The 25,421-nt window shown below is 64.4% G+C and carries 20 protein-coding genes; 12 read left to right on the forward strand and 8 right to left on the reverse strand.

The features are described 5' to 3' along the window. Positions 1-224: 224 nt before the first annotated feature. Entirely contained in the window at positions 225-1,373 is a 1,149-nt protein-coding gene (locus ACWAT4_RS05315; protein ID WP_449729987.1) for a BBP7 family outer membrane beta-barrel protein, read from the reverse strand. Positions 1,374-1,622: 249 nt separating this feature from the next. Next, positions 1,623-2,570, reverse strand: coding sequence for a threonine/serine dehydratase (locus ACWAT4_RS05320; RefSeq protein ID WP_212298406.1), 948 nt, complete (start codon positions 2,568-2,570; stop codon positions 1,623-1,625). A gap of 61 nt (positions 2,571-2,631) precedes the next feature. On the opposite strand from ACWAT4_RS05320, the gene ACWAT4_RS05325 reads away from it, so the two are divergent. Next, complete coding sequence (locus tag ACWAT4_RS05325) at positions 2,632-2,934, forward strand: ArsR/SmtB family transcription factor (protein ID WP_212298405.1); 303 nt, start codon at positions 2,632-2,634, stop codon at positions 2,932-2,934. Between the two features lie 141 nt (positions 2,935-3,075). Beyond that, positions 3,076-3,705 (forward strand): glutathione S-transferase family protein, encoded by a 630-nt coding sequence (locus ACWAT4_RS05330; RefSeq protein ID WP_212298404.1) that lies wholly within the window; start codon positions 3,076-3,078, stop codon positions 3,703-3,705. A 257-nt stretch (positions 3,706-3,962) separates the two neighbouring features. On the opposite strand, the gene metH is transcribed toward ACWAT4_RS05330, so the two are convergent. Both metH and metF read right to left on the reverse strand, forming a co-directional pair. Beyond that, positions 3,963-7,814: a methionine synthase gene (gene metH / locus ACWAT4_RS05335; RefSeq protein ID WP_449729988.1), complete on the reverse strand. Its 3,852-nt coding sequence runs from the start codon at positions 7,812-7,814 to the stop codon at positions 3,963-3,965. Between the two features lie 6 nt (positions 7,815-7,820). Beyond that, positions 7,821-8,747, reverse strand: a complete 927-nt coding sequence (gene metF, locus ACWAT4_RS05340; protein WP_212298402.1) for a methylenetetrahydrofolate reductase [NAD(P)H] — start codon at positions 8,745-8,747, stop codon at positions 7,821-7,823. A gap of 396 nt (positions 8,748-9,143) precedes the next feature. On the opposite strand from metF, the gene ACWAT4_RS05345 reads away from it, so the two are divergent. Next, positions 9,144-10,157, forward strand: a complete 1,014-nt coding sequence (locus ACWAT4_RS05345) for an LLM class flavin-dependent oxidoreductase (protein WP_449729989.1) — start codon at positions 9,144-9,146, stop codon at positions 10,155-10,157. Positions 10,158-10,267: 110 nt separating this feature from the next. Here the strand turns inward: ACWAT4_RS05345 and ACWAT4_RS05350 are convergent, their stop codons facing one another. Beyond that, a complete protein-coding gene (locus ACWAT4_RS05350) occupies positions 10,268-11,128 on the reverse strand; it encodes a prephenate dehydratase (protein ID WP_212298400.1) in 861 nt (286 codons plus the stop codon). Between the two features lie 21 nt (positions 11,129-11,149). Continuing rightward, complete coding sequence (locus tag ACWAT4_RS05355) at positions 11,150-11,890, reverse strand: 3-deoxy-manno-octulosonate cytidylyltransferase (RefSeq protein ID WP_212298399.1); 741 nt, start codon at positions 11,888-11,890, stop codon at positions 11,150-11,152. A 231-nt stretch (positions 11,891-12,121) separates the two neighbouring features. Here ACWAT4_RS05355 and ACWAT4_RS05360 point away from each other — a divergent pair, with 231 nt between their 5' ends. The 7 genes from ACWAT4_RS05360 (at position 12,122) to ACWAT4_RS05390 (ending at position 20,895) form a co-directional block, all read left to right on the forward strand. After that, positions 12,122-12,676, forward strand: a complete 555-nt coding sequence (locus ACWAT4_RS05360; protein WP_212298398.1) for a c-type cytochrome — start codon at positions 12,122-12,124, stop codon at positions 12,674-12,676. Between the two features lie 212 nt (positions 12,677-12,888). Then, on the forward strand, positions 12,889-14,784 hold the full coding sequence (locus ACWAT4_RS05365; protein WP_212298397.1) for an extracellular solute-binding protein: 1,896 nt from the start codon (positions 12,889-12,891) through the stop codon (positions 14,782-14,784). Between the two features lie 14 nt (positions 14,785-14,798). Next, a complete protein-coding gene (locus tag ACWAT4_RS05370; RefSeq protein ID WP_449729990.1) occupies positions 14,799-16,667 on the forward strand; it encodes an extracellular solute-binding protein in 1,869 nt (622 codons plus the stop codon). Between the two features lies 1 nt (position 16,668). Then, complete coding sequence (locus tag ACWAT4_RS05375) at positions 16,669-17,778, forward strand: microcin C ABC transporter permease YejB (RefSeq protein WP_212298395.1); 1,110 nt, start codon at positions 16,669-16,671, stop codon at positions 17,776-17,778. Next, a complete protein-coding gene (locus ACWAT4_RS05380; RefSeq protein ID WP_449729991.1) occupies positions 17,778-18,956 on the forward strand; it encodes an ABC transporter permease in 1,179 nt (392 codons plus the stop codon). Before ACWAT4_RS05375 ends, ACWAT4_RS05380 begins: the two co-directional genes overlap by 1 nt. A gap of 7 nt (positions 18,957-18,963) precedes the next feature. Next, a complete protein-coding gene (locus ACWAT4_RS05385; RefSeq protein WP_449729992.1) occupies positions 18,964-20,601 on the forward strand; it encodes an ABC transporter ATP-binding protein in 1,638 nt (545 codons plus the stop codon). A 96-nt stretch (positions 20,602-20,697) separates the two neighbouring features. Next, positions 20,698-20,895 (forward strand): hypothetical protein, encoded by a 198-nt coding sequence (locus ACWAT4_RS05390; RefSeq protein WP_212298392.1) that lies wholly within the window; start codon positions 20,698-20,700, stop codon positions 20,893-20,895. Between the two features lie 70 nt (positions 20,896-20,965). Here the strand turns inward: ACWAT4_RS05390 and ACWAT4_RS05395 are convergent, their stop codons facing one another. Together ACWAT4_RS05395 and ACWAT4_RS05400 are read right to left on the reverse strand one after the other, a co-directional pair. Beyond that, a complete protein-coding gene (locus ACWAT4_RS05395; protein WP_449729993.1) occupies positions 20,966-21,820 on the reverse strand; it encodes a C40 family peptidase in 855 nt (284 codons plus the stop codon). Beyond that, positions 21,813-23,186, reverse strand: coding sequence for a leucyl aminopeptidase family protein (locus ACWAT4_RS05400; protein ID WP_449729994.1), 1,374 nt, complete (start codon positions 23,184-23,186; stop codon positions 21,813-21,815). Before ACWAT4_RS05400 ends, ACWAT4_RS05395 begins: the two co-directional genes overlap by 8 nt. Before the next feature lie 201 nt (positions 23,187-23,387). Here ACWAT4_RS05400 and ACWAT4_RS05405 point away from each other — a divergent pair, with 201 nt between their 5' ends. After that, positions 23,388-23,591, forward strand: coding sequence for a hypothetical protein (locus ACWAT4_RS05405; protein ID WP_212298389.1), 204 nt, complete (start codon positions 23,388-23,390; stop codon positions 23,589-23,591). A 273-nt stretch (positions 23,592-23,864) separates the two neighbouring features. Beyond that, positions 23,865-25,373: a metallophosphoesterase family protein gene (locus ACWAT4_RS05410; protein WP_449729995.1), complete on the forward strand. Its 1,509-nt coding sequence runs from the start codon at positions 23,865-23,867 to the stop codon at positions 25,371-25,373. Positions 25,374-25,421: the final 48 nt, after the last annotated feature.

Below are 25,421 nucleotides of genomic sequence, written 5' to 3' on the forward strand. Positions count from 1 at the left end.
GAATGGTGCAGCGCTGCTTCCCCACCGTCATTGCGAGGAGCTCTTGCGACGAAGCAATCCAGAATCTCTCAGTACAAAGATTCCGGATTGCTTCGCTGGAGCCCGTCATCGGGCTGCGCTTCGCGCGGACCCGGTGGCTCGCAATGACTGAGGGTGGTGCCGTCGCTCAGCGATCTATGGCGAACGGGACGCTCGCAACGAGCGTGAGCGCAGCTACTGTGCCTTCAATCATTATACCGCACGCCGACGCTGAATCCCTGTGCGAGCAGGTTCGTCGTGTTGAACGCGGGCAGCGGCCGGACCGGTCCGATGCCGGGGCCCGGCACCAGGGTCGGATTGAGCCCGGTGTCGATCAGCCCGCCGGCACGCTGCACGCCGGTCCAATAGATGACGTCATAGCCGGCGATCAGCCGCCAGGCCGGTGCGATCTGATAACCGGCCTTCAGCGAGATCTCCGGCACGACGGCAAAGCGGGTCTGATCGAAATGGCCGATATTGCTGGGGGCGGTGAGGGCACCGCCCGCGGTGGTCGTCGTGACAGCTCCGATCGTGCTCGTTGTCGAGCCCGAAATATCGGCGCTGTTGAGATTGGCGCCGAGCGCGACCTTGCCGCGCCATTCCAGCGACCAGGGACCGCTCCGCCAGTCGCCGGTGAGACCAAGATCGATGCCGTGGAAGTTGCTCACCGCCTTGAAATTGTCGGTCGGCGTGAACGTGCCGAAGGCGATGCTATTGATCGTGTCGGTGATCCACAGCGTATCGGAGGAGCGCAGATAGCGATAGCCGATCAGCGCGCTGATGCGCTGTCCGCTCCACATGCCGATATCCTGGCGATAAAGCCCGCCCGCGCCGAGAAGGCGCGATGTCTCGTTGGCATTGACGCTCCCGGTGCCGATGCCGGGGAAGCCGGCGATCAGCGCGTCCTGGGCACCGGTCGCGACGTTCAGGAACGGCCGCGTCAGGATCGGATAAGTGCCGGTGTCGGCGGCAAAGCCGGTCCCGATATTTTCCAGTCCGAAGAACGAGGCCTCGATGCCGCGGCTGCGCTGCGGATCGAACCAATAGCCGGCCGTGATGCGGCCGCCCGAGCGCCAGTCATTGTTCACGCTGGAATTGCCGAACAGCACCGTCGTGGTCGGTTGCCCGAGCACGCCGGCCACGCCCAGCGGCGTGCCGATCGGGGCCGTGGTGACCAGCGCCGGAAGCTTGTCGCCAGTCACGCTCCAGGCGAGGTAATCGACCTCGGCCCAGAACGGATTGAAATCGACCGGCTTGGGCGCAGCTTTCAGCGGCAGGTCGGCGGCCGACGCGCCGCCATTCAGCGAGATCGCCGCGAGCGCCAAGCCAATCGCCGCCGCCGACTGCCGATTCATCGACCTTCCCCAAGGTTCCCCGGAATGAACCATGCGACATCTTGTTCGGCAAGGTGGAGTGGACCGGGGCGCCAAAGGAAACCAGCGGCTGTTGCCGCAAAGCCTCTCATTGCCGATCGGGTCTGCGCGGCTGGATCCACGCCGTCATTGCGAGCGCAGCGAAGCAGTCCAGGCTGCCACCGCGGGAGGATTCTGAATTGCTTCGCTGCGTTCGAAATGACGAAGTGTCAGAGGTGCCGCCCACCGCTGCTAACTGTCGAAATTCACCGCCGTCGTATTCGCCCCGCAGACCAGCACCGCGATGCGCTCGCCAGGCGAGGGCTGATAGCGGCCGGAGAGCAGTGCGGCGAACGCGGCGGCGCCGCCGGGCTCCGCGACCACGCGCAGGCGCGACCACAGCGCGGCCTGCGCCTGCCGGATCGCATCGTCGCTGACCAGGACGACGCGCTCGACATGGGCGCGCGCGATCGGAAACATCAGCGCTCCGACGCGCCGCGGCGCGAGGCTGTCGGCGGCGAGGCCGCCGGCCGGCGCGTCGACCGGAGCTCCGGCCGCGAATGCGTCGTGCAGGGTCGGCGCGAGCTCCGGCTCCACGGCAATGATGCGGGTCCTGCCGGCGCTCCAGGCGGCGATGCCGCCGATCAGTCCGCCGCCGCCGACGGCCACCAGCAGCGTGTCGATATCAGGCGCGTCCTGCTCCAGCTCCAGGCCGACGCTGCCCTGACCGAGCAAAGTTTCGGCCTGGTCGTAGGCGTGAACGGCCATCGCGCCGGTCCGCGCGACGTGCGCTTCGCTGGCCGCGAGCGCATCGGCGTAGCGGTTGCCCGCGATCACGAGCTGGGCGCCATAGCCCCTGATCCGCTCGGCCTTGGCGGGCGAGGTGATGTCAGGGACGAAGATCGTGGCGGGAATGCCGAGCTGCTGCGCCGCATAGGCGACCGCCGCGCCGTGATTGCCGCCGGATGCGGCGACGACACCCGCTTGCGGCACCTGCCGCAGCAACAGATTGGCAAACGCGCCCCGCGCCTTGAACGATCCGGAATGCTGCAGCATTTCGAGCTTGAAGATGACGGGTGCAGCCGGCAGGCCGAAATCGGCGAGATCGGCCGCGACCAGTGGCGTACGCCTGATGTGCGGACGGATGACGGCCTCGGTCGCCGCGATCCGCTCCCGATTGATGTCTGATGTTGCTGTCATGGTGGCGGATGCTAGCGCGTCCGGGTGTTGACATCAATTAGGTAATTAGCAAAATGACTAAATGAAATTTGCGACCGCCATGCGCGCGCTGGCCAATGAGCGCCGTCTCCAGATCCTGGAATGGCTGCGGGATCCGCGGCGGCATTTCCGTGCGCAGACCGACGGCGATCTGGTCGAGGACGGCGTTTGCGGCCTGCTGATCGCCGAGAAGCTCGGCGTAAGCGCGCCGACCGTGAGCGAACACATGCGGGTGCTGACCTCAGCGAAACTGGTGCGCGCCAAGCGCATCAAGCAGTGGACCATGTACAAGCGCGACGAGGCCGCAATCGCGGCATTCAAGCGCGCGGTGCGGGACGGGCTGTGAGCAGGGCGCGAGCGCTTTGCCCGTCCCTTTCTCGGCTCCAGACGCAATGCTCCATTTCGAAGATTTCTCTTGCGCGGCACCAACCGCGCCGTGGAAACTGGCCGGCCCTGCCTCATTCATCGACGGGGAAGAGCGAGAACCATGTTCCTGATCGGCCAATATGATTCCCCCTTCGTCCGCCGCGTCGCGATTGCGCTGCGGCTCTACGGGCTCGCCTTCGAGCACAGACCGTGGTCGACCTTCGGCGATGCCGACAAGATCGCGCCCTACAATCCGCTGCGCCGGGTGCCGACGCTGGTGCTCGACGACGGCGAGGCGTTGATCGAGAGCGCGATCATTCTGGATCATCTCGACGAGCTTGTTGGGCCCGAGAAAGCGATGCTGCCGCGAAGCGGCGCCGAGCGTCGCCGGCACTTGCGCATCTGCGCGCTTGCGACCGGCCTCGGCGACAAGGCGGTCAGCCTGCTCTACGAGCGCGTGCTGCGGAAGGAGCAGCTCGCGCTCTGGGTCGAGCGCTGCCAGGCCCAGATCGGCGACGTGCTCGCCGTGCTGGAGGCCGAGCGAACGAAGGTGACGACGCCGTACTGGCTCGGGACGCGTATCGGTCACGCCGATGTCGCGGTCGCCTGCGTCGTGCGTTTCACCCGCGAGGCGCATCCGCAATTGTTCGACGCGACGCGCTATCCGGCGCTGTCAGCGCATGCCGATCGCTGCGAGGCGCTGGCGCCGTTCAAGGAGATCGTGCAGCCGCTGGCGCCGCCGAAGGGGTGAGGCACCGCGACCGGACGCGCTTGCCTCTCCGAGCTCGTCCTGGCTTTCGCCAGGACGACACCGAGGGTGTGGTACGCGCCCCGGAATGACCGGATGGGCGAGGCGGCCGGTGTCAGGCACGACCCCCGATCCTGCCTTGATACAGGTGTTTTGCCCGACGGAGCAAGCGATTTTCGGTAAGGCCGAAAAATCGTCAAGCCTGTCAACCCCGGCCCTACTGTGCATGGGGTTGTTTTCGCGTTTCGAGGTCGGGGCGCCTAACCGGCGCCCGCGCGCTTCTTCTGCCAGACCAGATGCACCGCGCAGGTGCAGCCGGGCGGATGCGAGGCGAGGTCGCTCGGCGCCTCGTCGTTCGCGGCCGTCGCGGCAAACGCCTTGTCGGTCGCCTGCTGCGACGGGATGTAGTTCAGCACCGGCGCGAGCCAGCGCTCGGTCTCGGCCACCGTCATGCCCTTGCGCGCAGCGTAGTCCTCGACCTGGTCGCGCTCGATCTTGCCGACGCCGAAATAATAGCTCTCGGGGTTCGCAAAATAGAGCCCGGACACGGAGGAGCCCGGCCACATCGCAAAGCTCTCGGTCAGCTTCACGCCGGCGGTGGCTTCGGCATCGAGCAGCTCGAACAGCGTCGCCTTCTCGGTGTGATCGGGCTGCGCGGGATAGCCGGGCGCGGGGCGAATGCCCTGATATTTTTCGAGGATCAGCTCGTCGTTGGAGAGCGCCTCGTCCGGCGCATAGGCCCAGAACTCGCGGCGGACGCGGGCATGCATGCGCTCGGCAAAAGCTTCGGCGAGGCGGTCGGCCAGCGCCTTGCACAGGATCGAGGAGTAGTCGTCGTTCGCCATCTTGAAGCGGTCGGCGACGGCGTCCTCGCCAATCCCTGCGGTGACGACGAAGCCGCCGACATAGTCGGGCACGCCGGCGGGCGCGATGAAGTCCGACAGCGCCGCGTTGAAGCGGCCCTCGCGCTTTTCGAGCTGCTGGCGCAGCGTGTGCAGCGTCGCGATGCTGTTGGTCCGGCTCTCGTCGGCATAGAGCACGATGTCGTCGCCTTGCGCGTTCGCCGGCCAGAAGCCGACCGTGGCGCGCGCCCGGAACCATTTCTCCTTGACGATGGTGTCGAGCATCTTGCGCGCATCGTCGTAGAGCGAGCGCGCGACTTCGCCGACCTTTGCGTCGTCGAGAATCGCGGGGAAGCGGCCAGCGAGCTCCCAGGTCTGGAAGAACGGCGTCCAGTCGATATAGGGCACGAGCTCGGCGAGATCGTAGTCGTCGAAGCTGCGGGTGCCGAGGAAGGTCGGCTTCACCGGCTTGTTCGCCGCGAAGTCGACCGGCACCCGGTTCTTGCGCGCGGCCTCAAGCTTCAAGCGCTTCTTGTCGGCCTGGGCGCGCAGATGCGCTTCCGAGATCTTTGCGTATTCGGCCCGCACCTCGGCGGCATAGGCCTCGCGCTTCTCTGGGCTCAGGAGCGAGGACGCGACGCCGACGGCGCGGCTGGCATCGTTGACATGCACGACGGGACCGGCGCGATAGCTCGGATCGATTTTCACCGCCGTATGCACGCGGCTTGTCGTCGCGCCGCCGATCAAGAGCGGCAGCTTGAGGCCTTCGCGCTGCAGTTCGCCGGCGAAGAACGCCATCTCGTCGAGCGAGGGCGTGATCAGGCCCGAGAGCCCGACGATGTCGGCCTTCTCAGCCTTCACGGTCTCGACGATCTTGGCCGCGGGCACCATCACGCCGAGATCGATCACCTCGTAATTGTTGCACTGGAGCACGATGCCGACGATGTTCTTGCCGATGTCGTGGACGTCGCCCTTGACGGTCGCGAGCACGATCTTGCCGGCCGACGAATTGGCGCCCTCGTCGACGCCGTTGGCGGCGTTGCGCGCCTTTTCCTCTTCCATGAACGGCATCAGCCAGGCCACGGCCTGCTTCATCACGCGCGCCGACTTCACCACCTGCGGCAGGAACATCTTGCCGTCGCCGAAGAGGTCGCCGACCACGTTCATGCCGGCCATCAGCGGGCCCTCGATCACGTCGAGCGGGCGCGATGAGTTCTTGCGGGCTTCCTCGGTGTCCTGCTCGATGAATTCGGTGATGCCGTGCACCAGCGAGTGCGACAGCCGCTTCTCCACCGGCCATTCGCGCCAGGCGAGGTCGGCTTCCTTGCTTTCGGTCTTCTTGCCGCGGAATTTCTCCGCGAGCGCCAGCAGGCGCTCGGAAGCGCCCGCGTCGCGGTTGAGGACGACGTCCTCGCAGGTCTGGCGCAGCTCGGGATCGATGTCGTCATAGACGATCATCTGACCCGCGTTGACGATGCCCATGTCCATGCCGGCCTTGATGGCGTGATACAGGAACACCGAGTGCATGGCCTCGCGCACCGGCTCGTTGCCGCGGAACGAGAACGACAGGTTCGACACGCCGCCCGAGATGTGCGCGCCCGGCAGGTTCTGCCGGATCCAGCGCGTCGCCTCGATGAAGTCGACGCCGTAATTGTTGTGCTCCTCGATGCCGGTCGCGATCGCGAAGATGTTCGGATCGAAGATGATGTCTTCCGGCGGGAAGCCGACGCGGTTGACCAGGATGTCGTAGGCGCGCTTGCAGATCTCGGTCTTGCGCGCGAACGTGTCGGCCTGGCCGACCTCGTCGAATGCCATCACCACGACGGCCGCGCCGTGACGGCGGGCGATCTTGGCCTCGTGAATGAACTTCTCTTCGCCTTCCTTCATCGAGATCGAATTGACGACCGGCTTGCCCTGCACGCATTTCAGGCCGGCCTCGATCACCGAAAACTTCGAGGAGTCGACCATCACAGGGACGCGGGCGATGTCGGGCTCGGCGGCGACGAGGTTGAGGAACGTCACCATCGCGGCTTCGGAGTCGAGCAAGCCCTCGTCCATGTTGACGTCGATGATCTGCGCGCCGTTCTCGACCTGGTCGCGCGCCACTTGAAGAGCGGCGGTATAGTCGCCGTTGGTGATCAGCTTGCGGAATTTCGCAGAGCCCGTGACGTTGGTGCGCTCGCCGACGTTGACGAAGGGGATCGCATCCGTCAGCACGAACGGCTCGAGGCCCGAGAGCCGCAGCTTTGGCGCGATCTCGGGAACGACGCGCGGCTTGTGCGGGGCGACCGCGGCGGCAATCGCGGCGATATGGTCCGGCGTGGTGCCGCAGCAGCCGCCGACGATGTTGACGAGGCCGTCGCGCGCAAACTCGCCGACCAGGCGCGCCATGTATTCCGGCGTCTCGTCATACTGGCCGAACTCGTTAGGAAGGCCGGCATTCGGATAGGCGCAAACCAGCGTATCGGCGACGCGGCCGATATCGGCGATATGCGCGCGCAGATCTTCGGCGCCGAGCGCGCAGTTGAAGCCGATGGTGACGGGCTTGGCGTGCCGCACCGAATTCCAGAACGCTTCCGGCATCTGGCCGGAGAGCAGGCGGCCGGATTTGTCGGTGATGGTGCCCGACACCATCACGGGCATGTCGATGCCGAGCTCCTCGGTGATCTCGGCGATGGCGTAGAGCGCCGCCTTGGCGTTCAGCGTGTCGAAGATGGTCTCGACCAGCAAGAGGTCGACGCCGCCATCGATCAAGCCGCGGATCTGCTCGCCATAGGATTTGCGCAGGTCGTCGAAGGTGACGGCGCGGTAGCCGGGATTGGCCACATCAGGCGAGATCGAGGCGGTGCGGTTGGTCGGACCGATGGCACCCGCGACGAAGCGCGGCTTGCCGTCCTCGGCGGCAACGCTGCGGGCGGCATTGCCGGCGAGGCGGGCGCCTTCGCTCGCCATTTCATACACAATGTCGGTGAGGTCGTAATCGGCCTGCGCGATCGACGTGGTCGAGAAGGTGTTGGTGGCGACGATGTCGGCGCCGGCGCGCAAATAGGCGGCGTGAATGTCCTCGATCGCCTGCGGCTGGGTCAGGATCAACAGGTCGTTGTTGCCGCGCAAGTCGCGATGGAAGTTCTTGAAGCGCTCGCCGCGGAAGGCAGCTTCGTCGAACTGGAGGTTCTGGATCATTGTGCCCATGGCGCCGTCGAGCACGAGGATGCGTTCGCGCGCGGCGTTGATGAGGGCGGTTCGCTTGGGCGAGGGAGATACGGTCATGGTGTCTTAAGCCGCCTTCTGCGCGCTCTTGGCGCGAATGCCGAGCAAATGGCTGATCGCGAACACGAGATCGGCGCGGTTCATGGTGTAGAAATGGAAGGTGTCGACGCCGTGCTTGGCGAGCTTCTGCACTTGGCCCGCCGCGACGGTTGCGGCCACCAGCTTGCGCGTTTCGGCGTCGTCGTCGAGGCCCTCGAATTTCGCGGCGAACCAGTCCGGCACGGTGGTGCCGGCGCGGGTGACGAAATTGCGAGCCTGCTTGAAATTGTGCATGGGCATGATGCCCGGCACGATTGGGATGTTGATGCCGCGGGCGCGCACGCGGTCGAGATAACGGAAGTAGAGATCGTTATCGAAGAAGACCTGGGTGATTGCGCGCGTCGCGCCGGCGTCGACTTTTGCCTTCAGCGTGTCGATATCGGCATCGAAGTCGCGCGCTTCCGGGTGCTTCTCGGGATAGGCCGAGACGGACACCTCGATATCGGCGTGTCGCTTCTTGATCCCCGCGACGAGCTCGGCCGAGCTCTGATAGCCGTCGGGATGGCTCGCATAGGGCGTGCCGATGCCGCCGGCGGGGTCGCCGCGGAGGCCAACGATGTGGCGGACGCCGACCTCGTGGTAGCGGTCGACGATCTCGTCGATCTCGCCGCGCGAGGCGCCGACGCAGGTCAGATGCGCAGCCGGCAGCAGCGCAGTCTCCTTGAGGATGCGGGAAATGGTCGAGTGGGTGCGCTCACGGGTCGAGCCGCCTGCGCCATAGGTCACCGACACGAATTTCGGATCGAGCGGGGCGAGCCGGTTGATGGTCTCCCAGAGATTCCGCTCCATATCTTCCGTCTTGGGCGGAAAGAACTCGAACGAGATCGCAGGCCGCTTGGCGGCGAGGTGCCCGTCTTGCCCGTCAGTCTGGGCAGGCGTCGTCAAATCAATCATGGCACCACTCACTGCAGGGGCTCACCAGCGGTCTGGCGGTGGCCGGGTCTAACCTTGGAAGCGGCTAAGATAGGACAAAGGCGGATTTCTCGACAGCCCATCGATGATGGGAAATAGCCCACTTTTCATGGAATTATGTCAGATATTGCGATGTCGAGGTCTGGAGTGGGAATGGGTTACGCTCGATAAATATTTCAATAAAATCAATTTCATGACATTTTCTTATTTGGAAATTTGATGCTCAATATTCAGTGGGCAGCCCGAATTCAGAGTAGCGTGACTTGCGTTTGTCCCACGCCCCGTTCTCGCCGCTCTCTCCGCCGCTCGGCCGACACACGCCAGATCTGCGCCGTCGGCCCATTGCCGCGGCGCGGCCCTCCACTACGTTAACGCGCTATGATCCCGCTTTCTGTCCTTGATCTCTCCGTCGTCACCACAGGCACAAAGCCCGCCGCGGCGCTGCGCAACAGCATCGACCTGGCGCGCCATGTCGATGGGCTCGGCTATGTTCGCTACTGGCTCGCCGAACATCACAACCTGGCCTCGGTCGCGAGCCCGGCGCCCGACGTGATGATCGGGCAGATCGCGGCGGTGACCAAGCACATCCGCGTCGGCTCGGGCGGCGTGATGCTGCCCAACCACGCCCCCCTGGTCGTGGCCGAACGCTTCAAGATGCTGGAGGCCCTGTTTCCCGGCCGGATCGATCTCGGCCTTGGTCGCGCCCCCGGCACTGACGGTGCGACGGCCTACGCCCTCAGAAGCCGGCTCGATCGCCGCGAGGGCGACGATTTTCTGGAGCGGCTGCATGAGCTGATTTTGTGGGAGACCCGTGAATTCCCCGCAGGCCATCCCTACCACAACGTCGTCGCGATGCCGGATGATAGTCCGCTGCCGCCGATCTGGCTGCTCGGCTCCAGCGACTATTCCTCGGAGCTCGCCGCGCAAGTCGGCATGGGCTTCGCCTTCGCGCATCACTTTGCGTCTCACGATGCAATCGATGCGATGGTGCATTATCGCAACCGCTTCCAGCCTTCGGCCTGGCGCGCGACCCCGCACGCGATCCTCGCCGTTGCCGTCATCACGGCTGACACGGACGAGGAGGCCGAAAAGCTCGCGGCCTCGTTCGACCTCAATCGTCTGCGCCGCGACCGCGGTCAGTATCTGCCGCTACCGAGTGTCGAGGAGGCACTGGCCTATCCCTATTCGGATTCCGAGCGCGTCTCGATCGCGCGCAACCGTTCGCGCCTGTTCGTCGGCAATCCGGCAACGGTGCAGAAGGAGCTTCAGCCGCTGATGGACGCGAGCAAGCCGGACGAGTTGATGGTGATCACGGCCGTTTACGACCACGAGGCGCGCAAGAAATCGTATTCGCTGCTGGCGGAGGCGTTTGGGCTGAAGCAGGCGGCCTAGTTATTGATTGTCATTCCGGGGCGATGCGAAGCATCGAACTCTGGTGCGCACTCGCACCATGGAATCTCGAGGTTCCGGGTTCACGCTTCGCGTGCCCCGGAACGACGGCATCAATCCTGTTGCGTCTCGCTGAACGTCGCGCGGAACGGGTGGCCGGGATAGACGCCAACGATCCGGAATTCGCGCGAGAAGAATTTTAGCTCCTCGATCGCAAATGCCAGGCCCTTGTCGTCGGGATGGCCGTCGACATCGGCATAAAACTGCGTCGCGAAGAAATTGCCGTCGACCATGTAGCTCTCGAGCTTGGTCATGTTGACGCCGTTGGTGGCAAAGCCGCCGAGCGCCTTGTAGAGCGCGGCGGGGAGGTTACGCACCCGAAATACAAAAGTCGTGACCAGCGGGCCGGAGCCTTGTGCGGCCCATTTCGGCTCGCGCGCCAGCACCACGAAGCGCGTGGTGTTGTGCGCCTCGTCCTCGATGTCCTCGGCGAGGATATCGAGGCCATAGATCTTCGCGGCGAGGCGCGAGGCGATCGCTGCGACCGTCTTGTCGTTGCGCTCGGAGATGTCGCGGGCGCTGCCGGCGGTGTCTGCGTGGACGATGCCCTTGATACCGAGCTTGCGGATGATGCGACGGCACTGGCCGAGCGCATGCACGTGGCTCTCGACGGACTTGATGTCGGAGATCTTGGTCCCCTTCACGGCCATCAATTGATGCCGGACCGGCAGGAACCATTCACCGATGATGAACAGGCCGGAGGCCGGCAGCAAATGATGGATATCGGCGACACGGCCGGCGACCGAATTCTCGATCGGGATCATCCCGAGGTCGGCCTCGCCCGAGGAGATCGCCGACAGCGCGTCCTCGAAGGTGGCGCAGGGCATCGGCTCGGCGTCGGGATAGGCCTCGACGATGGCGATGTGGGAATTGGCGCCAGGTTCGCCCTGGAATGCGATCTTCATCTTGCTCATGACGGGCCTTGTAGCAGCGGCTCAGGATTTGGAAAGGATGCCGCGGGCGGTCTCGAGGTCCGCCGGCGTGTCGACCCCGCGGGGGACGGTGTCGACGATGGTGAAGTCGATGCGCATCCCGGCCTCCAGGGCGCGGAGCTGCTCGAGCTTCTCCTGCAATTCCAGCGGCGAGGGCGGCAGGGAGACATAGCGCTCCAGCGCAGCGCGGCGATAGGCGTAGAGGCCGATATGGTGGTAACGCGGTCCGTCGCCGGTCGGCGCGGTTGCGCGGGTGAAATAAAGTGCGCGCATGCGCCGGCCACCGAGCGAGGTTCCGATCGCCTTCACGACGCTTGGGGCAAGGTCCTCCTCCTCGGTGTGGATCTGTGACGCCAGTGTGGCGATGTCCACGGCCGGGTCTTCCAGCGGCGGCAGCACCTCGCGAATGTTGTCGACCGTGATCGTGGGGAAATCGCCCTGGAGATTCACCACGATCTCGGCTTTTCCCGCCGGATCGAGCTTCTGCATGGCCTCGTGGATGCGGTCGGAGCCGGAGGGATGCTCCGGGCGGGTCATCACGGCCTCGCCGCCATGGGCGGTCACGACCGCCGCGATTTCCGCCGTATCGGTTGCCACCGCAACGCGGCCGATACGGGCGGCCTCTGCCCGCCGCATCACGTGCACGATCATCGGCAGGCCCGCGATGTCGGCGAGCGGCTTGCCGGGCAGGCGGGTGGCGGCCATGCGGGCCGGGATCAGCACCAGGATGCGAGGATCGGTCATTGGTTCAAGCGACTGGGTTCAAGGGCCTGGAAACGGGCGTTTTCCGCATCGAGAAATAGAGTGGGGACGGGCTGAAAGCGGGACCGCTTATACGGGTTGCCAGACCCCGGGCAAACCGATATCTCAATGGCAAAACTCGGGGAAACAATAAGGAACGTTTGATTCTCCCGAGGCTCGTCCTGGCGGCCGCCCGGCCGCTTTTCCTTCTTGCGGTGTGGGGCCTAGCCGGAAATGGACTCTTTCGAACTCAACAAGATTCTCGGTGCCGTGCTCGGTACCTGTCTCATCCTGCTGGTCACGAGCTTCACCGCGAGTGCGCTGTTCTCACCCAAGATGCCGGAAAAGCCGGGCTTCGAGATCGCCGTGAAGGAAGAGGCTGGTGACAAGGGCGGCGCAGGCGCTGCCGCAGCGGCGTCCGAGCCGATCGAAAAGCTGCTCCAGACCGCCTCCGTCGAGAAGGGCGCTTCCGCCGCCAAGAAGTGCGGCGCATGCCACACCTTCGAGAAGGGTGGCCCGAATCGCGTCGGTCCGAATCTCTACGGCATCGTCGGTGACCATGTCGGCGAAGGCCGCGGTGGTTTCAATTTCTCGGCCGCGATGAAGGGCAAGGGCGGCGCCTGGGACTTCGACGCGCTCAACAAGTTCATCGCCAATCCCAAGGCCGCCGTTCCCGGCACCGCGATGGGCTTCGCCGGCATCCCGAAGGACTCGGAGCGCGCCGACGTCATCGCCTACCTGAACAGCCTCTCCGACAGCCCGAAGCCGCTGCCCACCGCGGCGAAATAAGGCTCATCGGTACATCATCTTGGATATGCGGCCAGGCCTCAAAGCCTGGCCGTTTCCATATCCGCGCCTCGCGGCGTTGTTATCGGGGCGTTTGGCCGCATCCGATAGGCCGTCCGGCCTTTCAAGATGAGGAAAAAGCAACATATTCCGTCGAAACCTCGCCTATATTGGGAACTTAAAGGAGTAGCCTCCTTCAAGACAGGGATGTTGATTTGGCCATTACCCGACGCGATCTCTTGCTCACCGGCGCGGCCGCTGCCGCGCTTCCCGCCCTCGGCTCCGTAGCGGGTGTTCCCGTCGTCGGGACGGCAGAGGCGCAATCGGCCGGCGAACTGCCCTGGCGCCATGCGCTGTCGCTGTTCGGCGACATCAAATACCCGGCCGGCTTCAAGCGCTTCGATTACGTCAATCCGGATGCGCCCAAGGGCGGCGTGGCGCGCCTGATTTCGCTCGGCACTTTCGACAATTTCAACATTGCGGTCGCCGGCATCAAGGGCTCGCTCGCGCCGGCTGCGGCGCTGATCTACGAAACGCTGATGACGCGCGCCCAAGACGAGGTCGCCACCGAATATGGCGAGCTCGCCGAATCGGCGCAGCATCCGGACGATTTTTCCTGGGTGACCTATCGCCTGCGGAAAGAGGCGCGTTGGCACGACGGCAAGCCGGTGACCCCGGAGGACGTGATCTTTTCGCTCGAGACGCTCAAGAAGCAGTCGCCGATGTACGCCTCCTACTACCGTCATGTGGTGAAGGCGGAAAAGGTCGGTGAGAGCGACGTCAGGTTCACCTTCGACGCGCCGGGCAACCGTGAATTGCCGACCATCGTGGGCGAGTTGACGGTGCTGCCGAAGCACTGGTGGGAAGGCACCGATGCGCAAGGCCGCAAGCGCGATGTCAGTGCGACCACGCTGGAGCCGCCGCTCGGCTCGGGTCCCTACAAGATCAAGGAGTTCGTAGCCGGACGCTCGATCAAGCTCGAGCGGGTGAAGGATTATTGGGGGGCCAACGTCCCGAGCCAGATCGGCACCAACAATTTCGATGAGCTGCGCTTCGAGTTCTTCCGGGACAACCTCGTCGCGCTCGAGGCGTTCAAGGCCGACCAGGCCGACTGGATCGCAGAGAACTCCGCCAAGCAGTGGGCGACGGCCTACGACTTCCCCGCGGTCGCGGACAAGCGGGTGCTCAAGGAAGAATTCCCGATCAACGATTCCGGCCGCATGCAGGCCTTCGTCTTCAACATCCGGCGCGATCAGTTCAAGGACGCACGGCTGCGCCGCGCCTTCAATTACGCCTTCGACTTCGAGGAGATGAACAAGCAGCTCTTCTACGGCCAGTACAAGCGCATCGGCAGCTATTTCGAGGGGACCGATCTTGCTTCCTCCGGACTGCCGCAGGGCCAGGAGCTGGAGATCCTTCAAGCCGTGAAGGACAAGGTGCCGCCGGAGGTCTTCACGACGGCCTACCAGAATCCCGTCGGCGGCAATCCTGAAGCCGTGCGTGCCAATCTGCGCGAGGCGGCAAAGCTCCTGAAGGAAGCCGGCTTCGAGGTCAAAGACCACAAGCTGGTCGATGCCTCCGGCAAGCCGCTCTCGGTCGAGATCCTGGTACAGGATCCGTCGTCCGAGCGTATCGCGCTGTTCTACAAGCCGTCGCTGGAGCGCATTGGCGTCGGCACCTCGATTCGTGTCGTCGACGATGCGCAATACCAGAACCGGCTGCGCAGCTTCGACTTTGACATGATCATCGATCAATGGGGCGAGTCGCTTTCGCCGGGCAACGAGCAGCGCGAGTTCTGGGGCTCGCAGGCTGCCGCCATGCCGGGTGCACGCAACACCATTGGCATCAAGAATCCCGCGATCGACGCGCTGATCGAGAAGGTGATCTACGCCAAGGACCGGGGCGAGCTGGTCGCCGCGACCCGCGCGCTCGATCGTGTGCTGCTGTGGAATTTCTATCTCGTGCCGCAATTCACCTACGGCTTCTCGCGCTACGCCCGCTGGGACCGCTTTGGCCACGCCGATCCGCTGCCGAAATACGGTCGGTCCGGCCTGCCGACGCTATGGTGGTATGACGCTGAAAAGGCGGCACGCATCGGAAAACGCTCTTGAGGAAGCAATTGCGCATGGCGCAGCTTTCACGCCGGCATGTGCTGGCCCTAGGTGCAGGCGCCCTGAGCGCGCCGCTATTGCGCGGTGCGCGAGCGTCCGAGGCGGCGGCCGAAGCCCACGGCATGTCGGCATTTGGCGATCTCAAATACCCGGTCGACTTCAACCATTTCGACTACGTCAATGTTGACGCGCCGAAGGGCGGCGCGTTTTCGCTGATCCCGTCGGTCCGCGCCTATAACCAGTCCTATTTCACGTTCTCTTCGCTCAATGCCTATATCCTGAAGGGCGAGGGCGCGCAGGGCATGGATATGACCTTCGCGTCGTTGATGGGGCGAGCCAATGACGAGCCCGACGCGATGTATGGGCTTGCGGCAAGATCGGTGCGGTTCTCGCCGGACAAGCTGTCCTACGCCTTCACGATCCGATCCGAGGCTCGTTTTCACGATGGCTCCAGGCTCACGGCGCATGATGTCGCCTTCTCGCTGACCGCGCTGAAGGAGAAGGGGCATCCCCTGATCGTCGTGCAGCTCCGCGATTTCGTGAAGGCCGAGGCGCTCGACGATTCCACCGTGGTCGTCACCTTCGCGCCCAACCGCGCACGCGACGTTCCGCTCTATGTCGCGAGCCTGCCGATTTTCTCGAAGGCATATTACGCCACGCGCGCCTTTGATGAATCGACGCTCGATACGCCGCTGGGCTCTGGTCCGTACAAGGTCGGCAAATTCGAGGTCAACCGGTACATCGAATACGACCGCGTCAAGGACTGGTGGGGCGCCGATCTGCCGGTCTGCCGCGGCAGCTACAATTTCGATACGGTGCGCTACGAATTCTACCGCGACCGCGACGTTGCGTTCGAGGGGTTCACTGGCAAGAACTATTTGTTCCGCGAGGAGCTCACATCCCGCATCTGGGCCACGCGTTACGATTTCCCGGCAGTGAAGGACGGGCGCGTCAAGCAAGAGCAACTGCCGGATGAGACCCCGTCAGGCGCGCAGGGCTGGTTCATCAACACGCGCCGCGACAAATTCAGGGATCCGCGCGTGCGTGAGGCGCTGATCTATGCTTTCGATTTCGAGTGGACCAACAAGTCGATCATGTACGGCGCCTATGCGCGCACGCGCTCGCCGTTCCAGAACTCCGACATGATGGTATCAGGCCCGCCTTCGCCTGAGGAACTTGTGCTGCTGGAACCCTTCCGCGGCAAGGTGCCCGATGAAGTGTTCGGTCAGCCTTTCGTGCCGCCGGTGTCGGATGGCTCGGGACAGGACCGCGGCCTGCTGCGAAAGGCGGGCGAGCTGCTCAATGAAGCCGGCTACCTCGTCAAGGAGCGCAAGCGGGTGCTGCCGAATGGCGAGCCCTTCACCATCGAGTTCCTCAACGACGAGCAGTCGATCCAGCCGCATCACGGGCCGTACTTGAAGAACCTTGCGACGCTCGGCATCGATGCGACATTCCGGCTGGTCGACGCGGTGCAGTACCGCGCCCGACTGGAGGATTTCGATTTCGACATGACGATCGAACGGTTCTCGATGTCGGCGACGCCAGGCGATGCCATGCGGGCGTTCTTCTCCTCCCAGACGGCAAAAACCAAGGGGTCGTACAATCTCGCTGGTATCTCCGATCCGATCATCGACGCGCTGATCGACAAGATCATCGCAGCCCAGACCCGGGCGGAGCTGACCACGGCTTGCCGGGCGTTTGACCGCGTGTTCCGCGCCGGGCGCTATTGGGTGCCGCAATGGTATGCGAACTTCCATCGGGTCGCCTATTGGGACCAGTTCAGCCATCCCGAAAAGCCCCCCAAATACGCGCAAGGCGTCGGCGCTCCGGAAAACTGGTGGTACGACCGCGCGAAGGCGGCCAAGCTCGAGCAGGCGAAATGACATGAGCGCCTATATCGCCCGCCGTATTCTCCTGATGATTCCGACGCTGCTCGGAATCCTCTTTGTCTCCTTCGTGGTCGTGCAATTCGCGCCGGGCGGTCCGGTCGAGCGCGTGATCGCGCAGCTTTCGGGCGCCGACACCGGCGGTAGCTCCCGCATCTCGGGCGGCGGCGACTTTGCGCAACGCGCGCCGGGGCAGCTGGGCGCCGGTGGAGATGCCGTCAACTCGAAATATCGCGGCGCTCAGGGCCTCGACCCCGACTTCATCAAGAAGCTCGAGGCTCAGTTCGGCTTCGACAAGCCGGCGCCGGAGCGTTTCGCTCTGATGGTGTGGAATTTTGCGCGCTTCGATTTCGGCAAGAGCTATTTCCGCGATGTCAGCGTGATCCAGTTGATCAAGGAGAAGCTGCCGGTCTCGATCTCGCTCGGCATCTGGCTGACGCTGATCACCTATCTGATCTCGATCCCGCTCGGCATCCGCAAGGCCGTCAAGGACGGTACGCGCTTCGACACCTGGACTTCGGCGATCATCATCATCGGCTTCGCGATTCCAGGCTTCCTGTTCGCGATCCTGCTGATCATCCTGTTCGCCGGCGGCTCGTTCTTCAACCTGTTCCCGCTGCGCGGCCTGACCTCGGACGGCTGGTCGCAATTCCCCTGGTACTGGAAGATCATCGACTATTTCTGGCACCTGACCTTGCCGCTGCTGTCGATGGGGCTGAGCGCATTCGCCACGATGACGCTGCTCACCAAGAATTCGTTCCTGGACGAGATCCGCAAGCAATACGTCATGACCGCGCGCGCGAAAGGGTGTAGTGAAAGCCAGGTGCTCTACGGTCACATCTTCCGCAACGCGATGCTGATCGTGATCGCGGGCTTCCCGGGCGCCTTCATCCACGCCTTCTTTTCCGGCTCGCTGCTGATCGAGACGATTTTCTCGCTCGACGGGCTCGGGCTGCTCAGTTTCGAAAGCGTGCTGAACCGCGATTATCCCGTGGTGTTCGGCACGCTCTACATCTTTTCGCTGGTCGGTCTTGTGGTCAACCTGATCTCGGATCTGACTTACATGTGGATCGATCCGCGGATCGATTTCGAGGCGAGGGAGGTCTGATGACGCTGACCGCCCCGACCCCGATTGAGACGTCGGCCAAGACGCCGCTTGGCGCGGCCGTGCCGATCACGCGCAAGCCGTTCGCACCGTCGCCGCTGAATAGGCGGCGCTGGGAGAACTTCAGGGCGAACCGGCGCGGCTACTGGTCGTTCTGGATCTTCATGGTCCTGTTCGTGGTCTCGCTGTTTGCCGAGCTGATTGCCAACGACCGGCCGTTCCTGATCAAATATGACGGTCATCTCTACTGGCCGGCCTTCGTGACCTATTCGGAGACGACCTTCGGCGGTGATTTTGAGACCGCGGCCGACTACCGCGATCCGTACTTGCAGAAGCTGATCAAGGACAAGGGCGGCAGCATCGTCTGGCCGCTGATCCGCTACTCCTACGACACCCACAATCTCGATTTGCCGACGCCGGCGCCGTCGCCGCCGACCTGGATGCTGACGGAAGCGCAGTGCAAGCCGGTGGTCGAGAAGAAGGGTCTGAAGAGTTGCCGCGACCTCGAATATAACTGGCTCGGCACCGACGATCAGGGCCGCGACGTGGTGGCGCGGCTGATCTACGGCTTCCGTATCTCGGTGCTGTTCGGTCTCTGCCTCACCATCGTCTCCTCGATCGTCGGCGTCGCCGCAGGCGGTATCCAGGGCTATTTCGGTGGCTGGATCGATCTCACGTTCCAGCGCTTCATCGAGATATGGACCGCGATCCCCTCGCTCTATCTGCTACTGATCCTGTCGTCGGTGCTGGTGCCCGGCTTCTTCGTGCTGCTCGGGATATTGCTGCTGTTCTCCTGGGTGTCGCTGGTCGGCCTCGTGCGCGCGGAGTTCCTGCGCGGTCGCAATTTCGAGTACATCCAGGCGGCGCGGGCGCTGGGCGTGTCGAATAAAGTGATCATGTTCCGGCATCTGTTGCCGAATGCGATGGTCGCGACCATGACATTCCTGCCATTCATCGTCTCGAGCTCGGTGATGACGCTGACGGCGCTGGACTTCCTCGGCTTCGGCCTGCCGCCCGGCTCGCCGTCGCTTGGCGAGCTGCTGTCGCAGGGCAAATCCAACGTGCAGGCACCGTGGCTCGGCTTCACCGGCTTCTTCTCGGTCGCGATCATGCTGTCGCTCCTGATCTTCATCGGCGAAGCCGTGCGCGACGCCTTTGATCCGCGCAAGACGTTCAAGTGAGGGCGTGATGGACGCGATCAACCAGCCCCTGCTCGCCGTGCGTAACCTCTCGGTGGCCTTCCACCAGGGCGGCAGCACGACGCTTGCGGTCGACAAGGTCTCGTTCCAGATCAAGCGCGGCGAGTGCGTCGCGCTGGTCGGCGAATCCGGCTCCGGCAAGTCCGTCAGCGCGCTCTCGATCCTGAAGCTGCTGCCCTATCCGAATGCCTCGCATCCCTCGGGCAGCATCCGCTTCAAGGGGCAGGAGCTGATTGATCAGAGCGAGCAGCAGATGCGGGAGATTCGCGGCAGCGATATCTCCATCATCTTCCAGGAGCCGATGACATCCCTCAATCCGCTGCACACGATCGAGGCGCAGATCGGCGAGATCATCCAGCTGCATAATCCCACCAGCCATGCGCAGGCGCGCCAGCGGACGCTCGAGCTGCTGACGCAGGTCGGCATTCCCGAGCCGGAGACCCGGCTCAAGAGCTATCCGCATCAGCTCTCGGGCGGCCAGCGCCAGCGCGTGATGATCGCGATGGCGCTCGCCAACGAGCCGGATCTGCTGATCGCGGACGAGCCGACCACGGCGCTCGACGTCACGGTGCAGGCGCAGATCCTGGCGCTGCTCGCCGAGATCCGCGCTCGGCTCGGCATGAGCCTGCTCTTCATCACCCATGATCTCGGCATCGTGCGCCGCATCGCCGACACCGTCTGCGTCATGAAGGGCGGCGAGATCGTCGAGCAGGGGCCGGTCGAGCAGGTCTTCAAGACCCCGAAGCATCCCTATACGCGCGATCTGCTTGCAGCCGAGCCGAAGCCGGATCCGGCGCCGCCGCAGCCGAATGCGCCGGTGGTGATGTCGGCCGACGACCTGAAGGTGTGGTTTCCGATCAGGCGCGGCCTGATGCGCAAGACGGTCGGCCACATCAAGGCGGTCGACGGCGTGAGCGTCGCCGTGCGCAAGGGCGAGACGCTCGGCGTCGTCGGCGAATCCGGGTCGGGCAAGACCACGCTGGGGCTGGCATTGCTGCGGCTGATCTCGTCGAACGGTCGCATCGTATTTCTGGGCAAGGACATCCAGGGTCTGCGCTTCAAGGAGATGCGGCCGTTCCGGCGCGACATGCAGATCGTGTTCCAGGACCCGTTCGGCTCGCTCAGCCCGCGCATGTCGATTGCCGACATCATCGCCGAAGGCCTCTCCGTGCATCAGCCAAAGCTGTCGCGTGACGAGCGGGAGGCGCGCGTCGTCAAGGCGCTCGAGGATGTCGGGCTGAAGCCGGACACGCGCTTTCGCTATCCGCATGAATTTTCCGGCGGCCAGCGCCAGCGCATCAGCATTGCGCGCGCGGTGGTGCTGGAGCCGGACTTCGTCGTGCTGGACGAGCCGACGAGCGCACTCGACATGCTGTTTCAGGCCCAGATGGTGGAGCTGCTGCGCGAGCTTCAGCGCAAGCGCGATCTCACCTACATGTTCATCTCGCACGATCTGCGCGTCGTCGCCTCGCTCGCAAGCCATCTGATCGTGATGCGCAGCGGCAAGGTGGTCGAGGAAGGCCAGGCAGCGGAGCTGTTCAAAAATCCCAGGACGGATTACACCCGCGCGCTGTTCGCGGCGGCGTTCCGCCTGGAGACGGCCGGGAACGGCGCGGTCGCGACCTGATCCAGCGTGATTGCGATCACGGCAGCAGCGCGATCGCTGCGGCATCCTGTGCGCACGGTCGCGAGATGGTCTCGCGATCGCGACAGGAGGACGGAGATGACATTTTCTGAAGTCGACGCGCAGGCGAAGCGCGAGCTATCCGCGGGCGAACTTGAGCAGGTTGCCGGCGGCAACGTCTGGAACTTCGGTCCCCCCGGCCGGTTCTTCGAACCACCGCTGCCGCCGCGTTTTGAGAACGCGCCTCAATTGGGTGGCGGTGGTTTGCTGAAAAATCCGCATCTGCGTCTGTTCTGAGGAGCAGATGGTGAGATGGGTGGAGTAAGCAATGGGTTTCGCAGAGCTCCACCCATCCCACGAGGTGCCGCTAGAGCCGTTTGACCGCGACGATTTCGCTACCCGCCTGCTTGATCCGTGCAATGGCCGGCTCGATCGGCTCGATCACGGTGGCCATGTGATGCGCGTTGGCGTGAACCATGGTGCCGCCGTCGCGGACGATGGCGACGTGGCCTTTCCAGAAGATCAGATCGCCACGTTGCAGCGTGCTTCGCTCGTGCGGCTCCAGCGCGCGGCCAAGTCCGGCCTGCTGCATGTCGCTGTCGCGCGGACAGCCGGTGCCTGAAGCCGTCAACGACACCTGGACGAGACCCGAGCAATCAATGCCAAGGCTGCTCTTGCCGCCCCAGAGATAGGGCGTGCCGACGAAGCGCTCGGCGATCGCGACGAAGTCCGGCTCGCGATGGTCGAGCGGCCCGAGATGGGCCTTCGGCAGGAACGTGCCCTCGCGGGTGACCGCGAATGTGCCGTCCTCGCGCGTGATCGTGAGCTTCGATCCCAGCACCAGCGTGTCGGCCGGTGGCAGCTTGATCGAGGGGCCGGGGAAGGCGAGCGTCCGCAGCGCGCTGACCTTGTGCGTCGGTGCGGCCACCGGCTTCAGCAGCGCGGCGTCCGGCAGCCAGCCGACATAGCCGTCGTCGCCGAGCTGGCCCCAGGCCCAGCCCTCGCCGTTGCGGTCGTAGACCGTGACCCGCTCGCCGCGCAGGGCCTCCGTCATCAGCATCGCGTTCGAGGAGGGCTGTTCGCGCACCGGCGCAATCGGCGCGACCACCTCGAATTCCTCGCCGGTGACGAAGCGGTCGGCCTGCACCTTGCCCTCGAGATATGTCGCGGCGAGGTCGCTCCGCGCCGGTGTCAGCCGCGGATCGTATCTCGGATCAGGCATAGCGCTCGCTCAGCACCTTGTAGATGGCGCGGGCAGCCTGGCATTCGCCGCCCTCGGGCCGCGCCGGCTTGGCCGATGGCGTCCAGCCATAGATGTCGACATGCAGCCAGCTGCCGGCCTGCTCGACGAAGCGTTGCAGGAACAGCGCGCAGGTGATCGAGCCGGCAAAGCCGCCGGATGGTGCGTTGGTGATGGTGGCCGTCTTGGAGTCCAGCCACGCATCGTAAGGCGGCCACAGCGGCATGCGCCACAACGGATCGTTCTCCTTCACCGCGCAGCGCGCGACGTCGGCAGCCAGCGTCTCATCATTGGTGTAAAAGGGCGGTAAATCCGGCCCCAGTGCGACGCGGGCGGCGCCGGTCAGCGTGCCCAGATCGATCAGCAGTTCGGGCGTCTCCTCGTCGGCCAGCGCCAGCGCGTCGGCGAGCACCAGCCGGCCTTCCGCGTCGGTATTGCCGATCTCGACGGTGATGCCCTTGCGCGAGGTAAAGATGTCGAGCGGGCGGAAGGCGTTGCCGGCGACGGCGTTCTCCACGGCCGGGATCAGCACCCGCAGCCGGATCTTCAGCTTCGCATCCATCACCATGCGCGCGAGCGCCAGGACATTGGCAGCGCCCCCCATGTCCTTCTTCATGATCAGCATGCCGCTCGACGGCTTCAGATCGAGCCCGCCGGTATCGAAGCAGACGCCCTTGCCGACCAGCGTCACCTTGGGATGATCAGGGTCGCCCCAGACGATGTCGATCAGCCGCGGCGCGCGATTCGAGGCCATGCCGACGGCGTGAATCAGGGGAAAGTTCGTCTTCAGATCCTCGCCGATGGTGCAGGCGTAGCTCGCGCCGAATTCGGCCGCGAGCTCTTTCGCGGCTGCGGCCAGCTCCTCCGGCCCCATGTCGTTGGACGGGGTGTTGATGAGATCGCGCGCCAGCATCGCGGCATCCGCCATGCGGTTGATTTCGGCGGGATCGACACCGTCAGGCGGCACCAGCCGGACGTCGGGCCTGTCGGCCTTGCGGTAATGGGCAAAGCGGTAGCTGCCGAGCGCGAAGGCGAGCGCCGCCAGCCGCGTATCGTGCGGTGCGTTGGCAAAGCGATAGGTGCCCGGCGGCAGCAGGCCCGGCAGGGCGCCGGGCCGGAACGGGTCGCGCGATTTGGCGCCGTCGTCCTCGAGGCCGAACAGCACTTGCGCGATCGCACCGTCCGGCGCGGGCAGCGCAAGATAGCTGCCCGGCTTGGCGGTGAAAGCGGTCGCGGTGGCGAACTGGCGTTGTGCCGGCGGCAGCGTCTCGCGCACGGCCTGCCAAGTCGATTGGGTAACGAAAGTGATCGGCGTAGCGGTGGCAGATGTCTCGAAGACGGAAGGCATTGGCGGGTCCGCTGGGTCATTCGGTTGGAGGAGACTTCGCAGAGTTTTGCCATGGCTGCAATCGGCTTTGCGGTCACCGCTCAGTGAGCCGCTACTCGCGGAGCAGGAGCCATGCTAGGTTCTGGCCGTGGTTGCCAAGCGGGCTGTCAAGCGCGCAGAAAACGCCGGTGACCAAGACGAAGCATGCCGGGAGGACGTGCAATGGAATTTGTGTGGAGTGTGGTCACATTCGTCGGCCAGGCCATCGAGGCCATCTTTGGCTATGTCGAGCATCACCACTGGGTCTTTGCGTTTCTGGCCGGTGGCTACGTCTTTTATCTCCATGACCGTTCGATTCATGCGCGGTTCGATGCGCTCGACAAACGCATCGACGAAATCCGCAAGCGCCTCGCCATCGAATACTGATCGGCTCGCGAAACCATCTGCGGCCGACGCACGTATCTCCGCCGAGAACGGCCGTTCACGAGGGCGTCGCCGCAGGGCTTTACTGGCGTCGCGGTTGTGGCATTATTGATGAATATTTTTAGGTTGCGCAGCGTGTCTCTGCACGTATGCAGCGCAAGAGAGCGTTGAAGTTCGGCTGATGCCGATCCCGGGGTGTTACCCGACAGGACTCTTTGTCGAAGGCATTTCTCTCAATCGTTTGGGCGACGCAGCATTCGCGACGAGCGGCGCAAAATGGATAGATCGTTTGTCGTTGCGCAAATCTCCGACCTGCATCTGGATGGCTCAGGCCGGCTGCTTTCGGCGATCGAGGCCCTCGTCGCCGATCTGCGCGAGCGGATGGCGGCCTTCGCGGATGTACCTGACCGCATCCTGCTGATCACAGGAGACATCGTAAACGATCCGACTCCGCCTGCGCTCGACGAAGCGCTCTCCGTCATCGCGTCCTTGCGGCAGACCGGCCTGTTCACCGATATCCAGGCGGTCGCCGGCAATCACGACGTCAAGCGCCCGAGCCAGCGCAGTGGCCGCCACGACGCCTACGACTATCTGCATCTGCCGCGGACCTCGAAGAGCATCTATTACCGCCAGGCCGGTCTCGACCTGGTGCTGCTCGACTCCAACAGGGCAAGCCTGGCCACGCTTGCCAACGGCAACATCGACGAGCGGGCCTACAATGCGATGGTCGCGCAGTCCGCCCGGCTGAGCGTCGAGCTCGCAGGCAGCATCGGCTCGGCCAGACGTGCCGATTATTCCGAGCCCGCGGAAAACCTGGTGCGTGTGCTGGCGCTGCATCATCATCCGCTGCCGCAGGCGACCGGCGAGGGCAAACGGTTTCTCGGCGTTCCGGACGAGCCGCTGATGTATCTCGCCGCGCCCGCGACCTTCCTCGAGGCGGCCACCTCCCTCAACGTCAACCTGGTCCTGCATGGGCACCGGCATGTCGAGGGGCTCAGTCGCTATTCGATTCCCGATCCACGCGCGCCCCGGAGCGGCGGTGAGGATTTCTGGCGCACGATCTATGTGCTCTCTTGTCCGTCCTCCACCGGGCAGGGCGGCGACGATGCCGGCTTCAACATCATCCATTTTGGTCCGACAGCCGAGGCCGAGCGGCCCGGGTATCAGTTCACAATCGCCCGCTATTCGCGGCTGCGCAGCCATGGCGGCTTCAGGCCGCTCGATTCGAATCTGCCGAATGGGCTCGTCAGGCTTCCCATGGGGCGAGATCTGTCCCGCGATCCCGCCATCCAGTCATCGATCGAGATCGCCTCATGCGCGTCGTTGAAACGAGATCAGGTTCTGACGCTGGTCCGCCGGTTGCTGTCACGCCCTGCGTTCTACGACGATGGCGAGCAGAACTGGGCGGACAATCTCTACATCTATCTCATCACCTCCCATGCCTGGGCCGATCTTGACGGCAGGTTCGCCAACGCGGCGTCGAATCCCGACGTTGCGGCGCTGGCGGAGGTGAGGGCGCTACTCCGCCGGTTGATCGGACAATCCGCGGACATGCTCGGCATCGACCACGCCGCGCGCGACGAGCTTTGCGCCGACCGCCTGGTCAATCGTGACGACCTCTCGCGCCGGTGGCCGCGGTTGCCGCGTGAGACGGTCGATGTTGATGCGAGGGCGCTGCAGCGGCTGCAATTGCTGCGGGACCTGAACGATCAGGTCAAGCTGCTCGGCCTCGATCTGGGCTTGGGCGGTGCGGTGCCGCCGCAAGCCGGCCGATCCCCGCGTTAACCGGCCATTAGGGTTAACAGTCTATTGCTGGCGCGTTCGGCTCGATCA

The organism is Bradyrhizobium sp. T-1 (assembly GCF_053592855.1).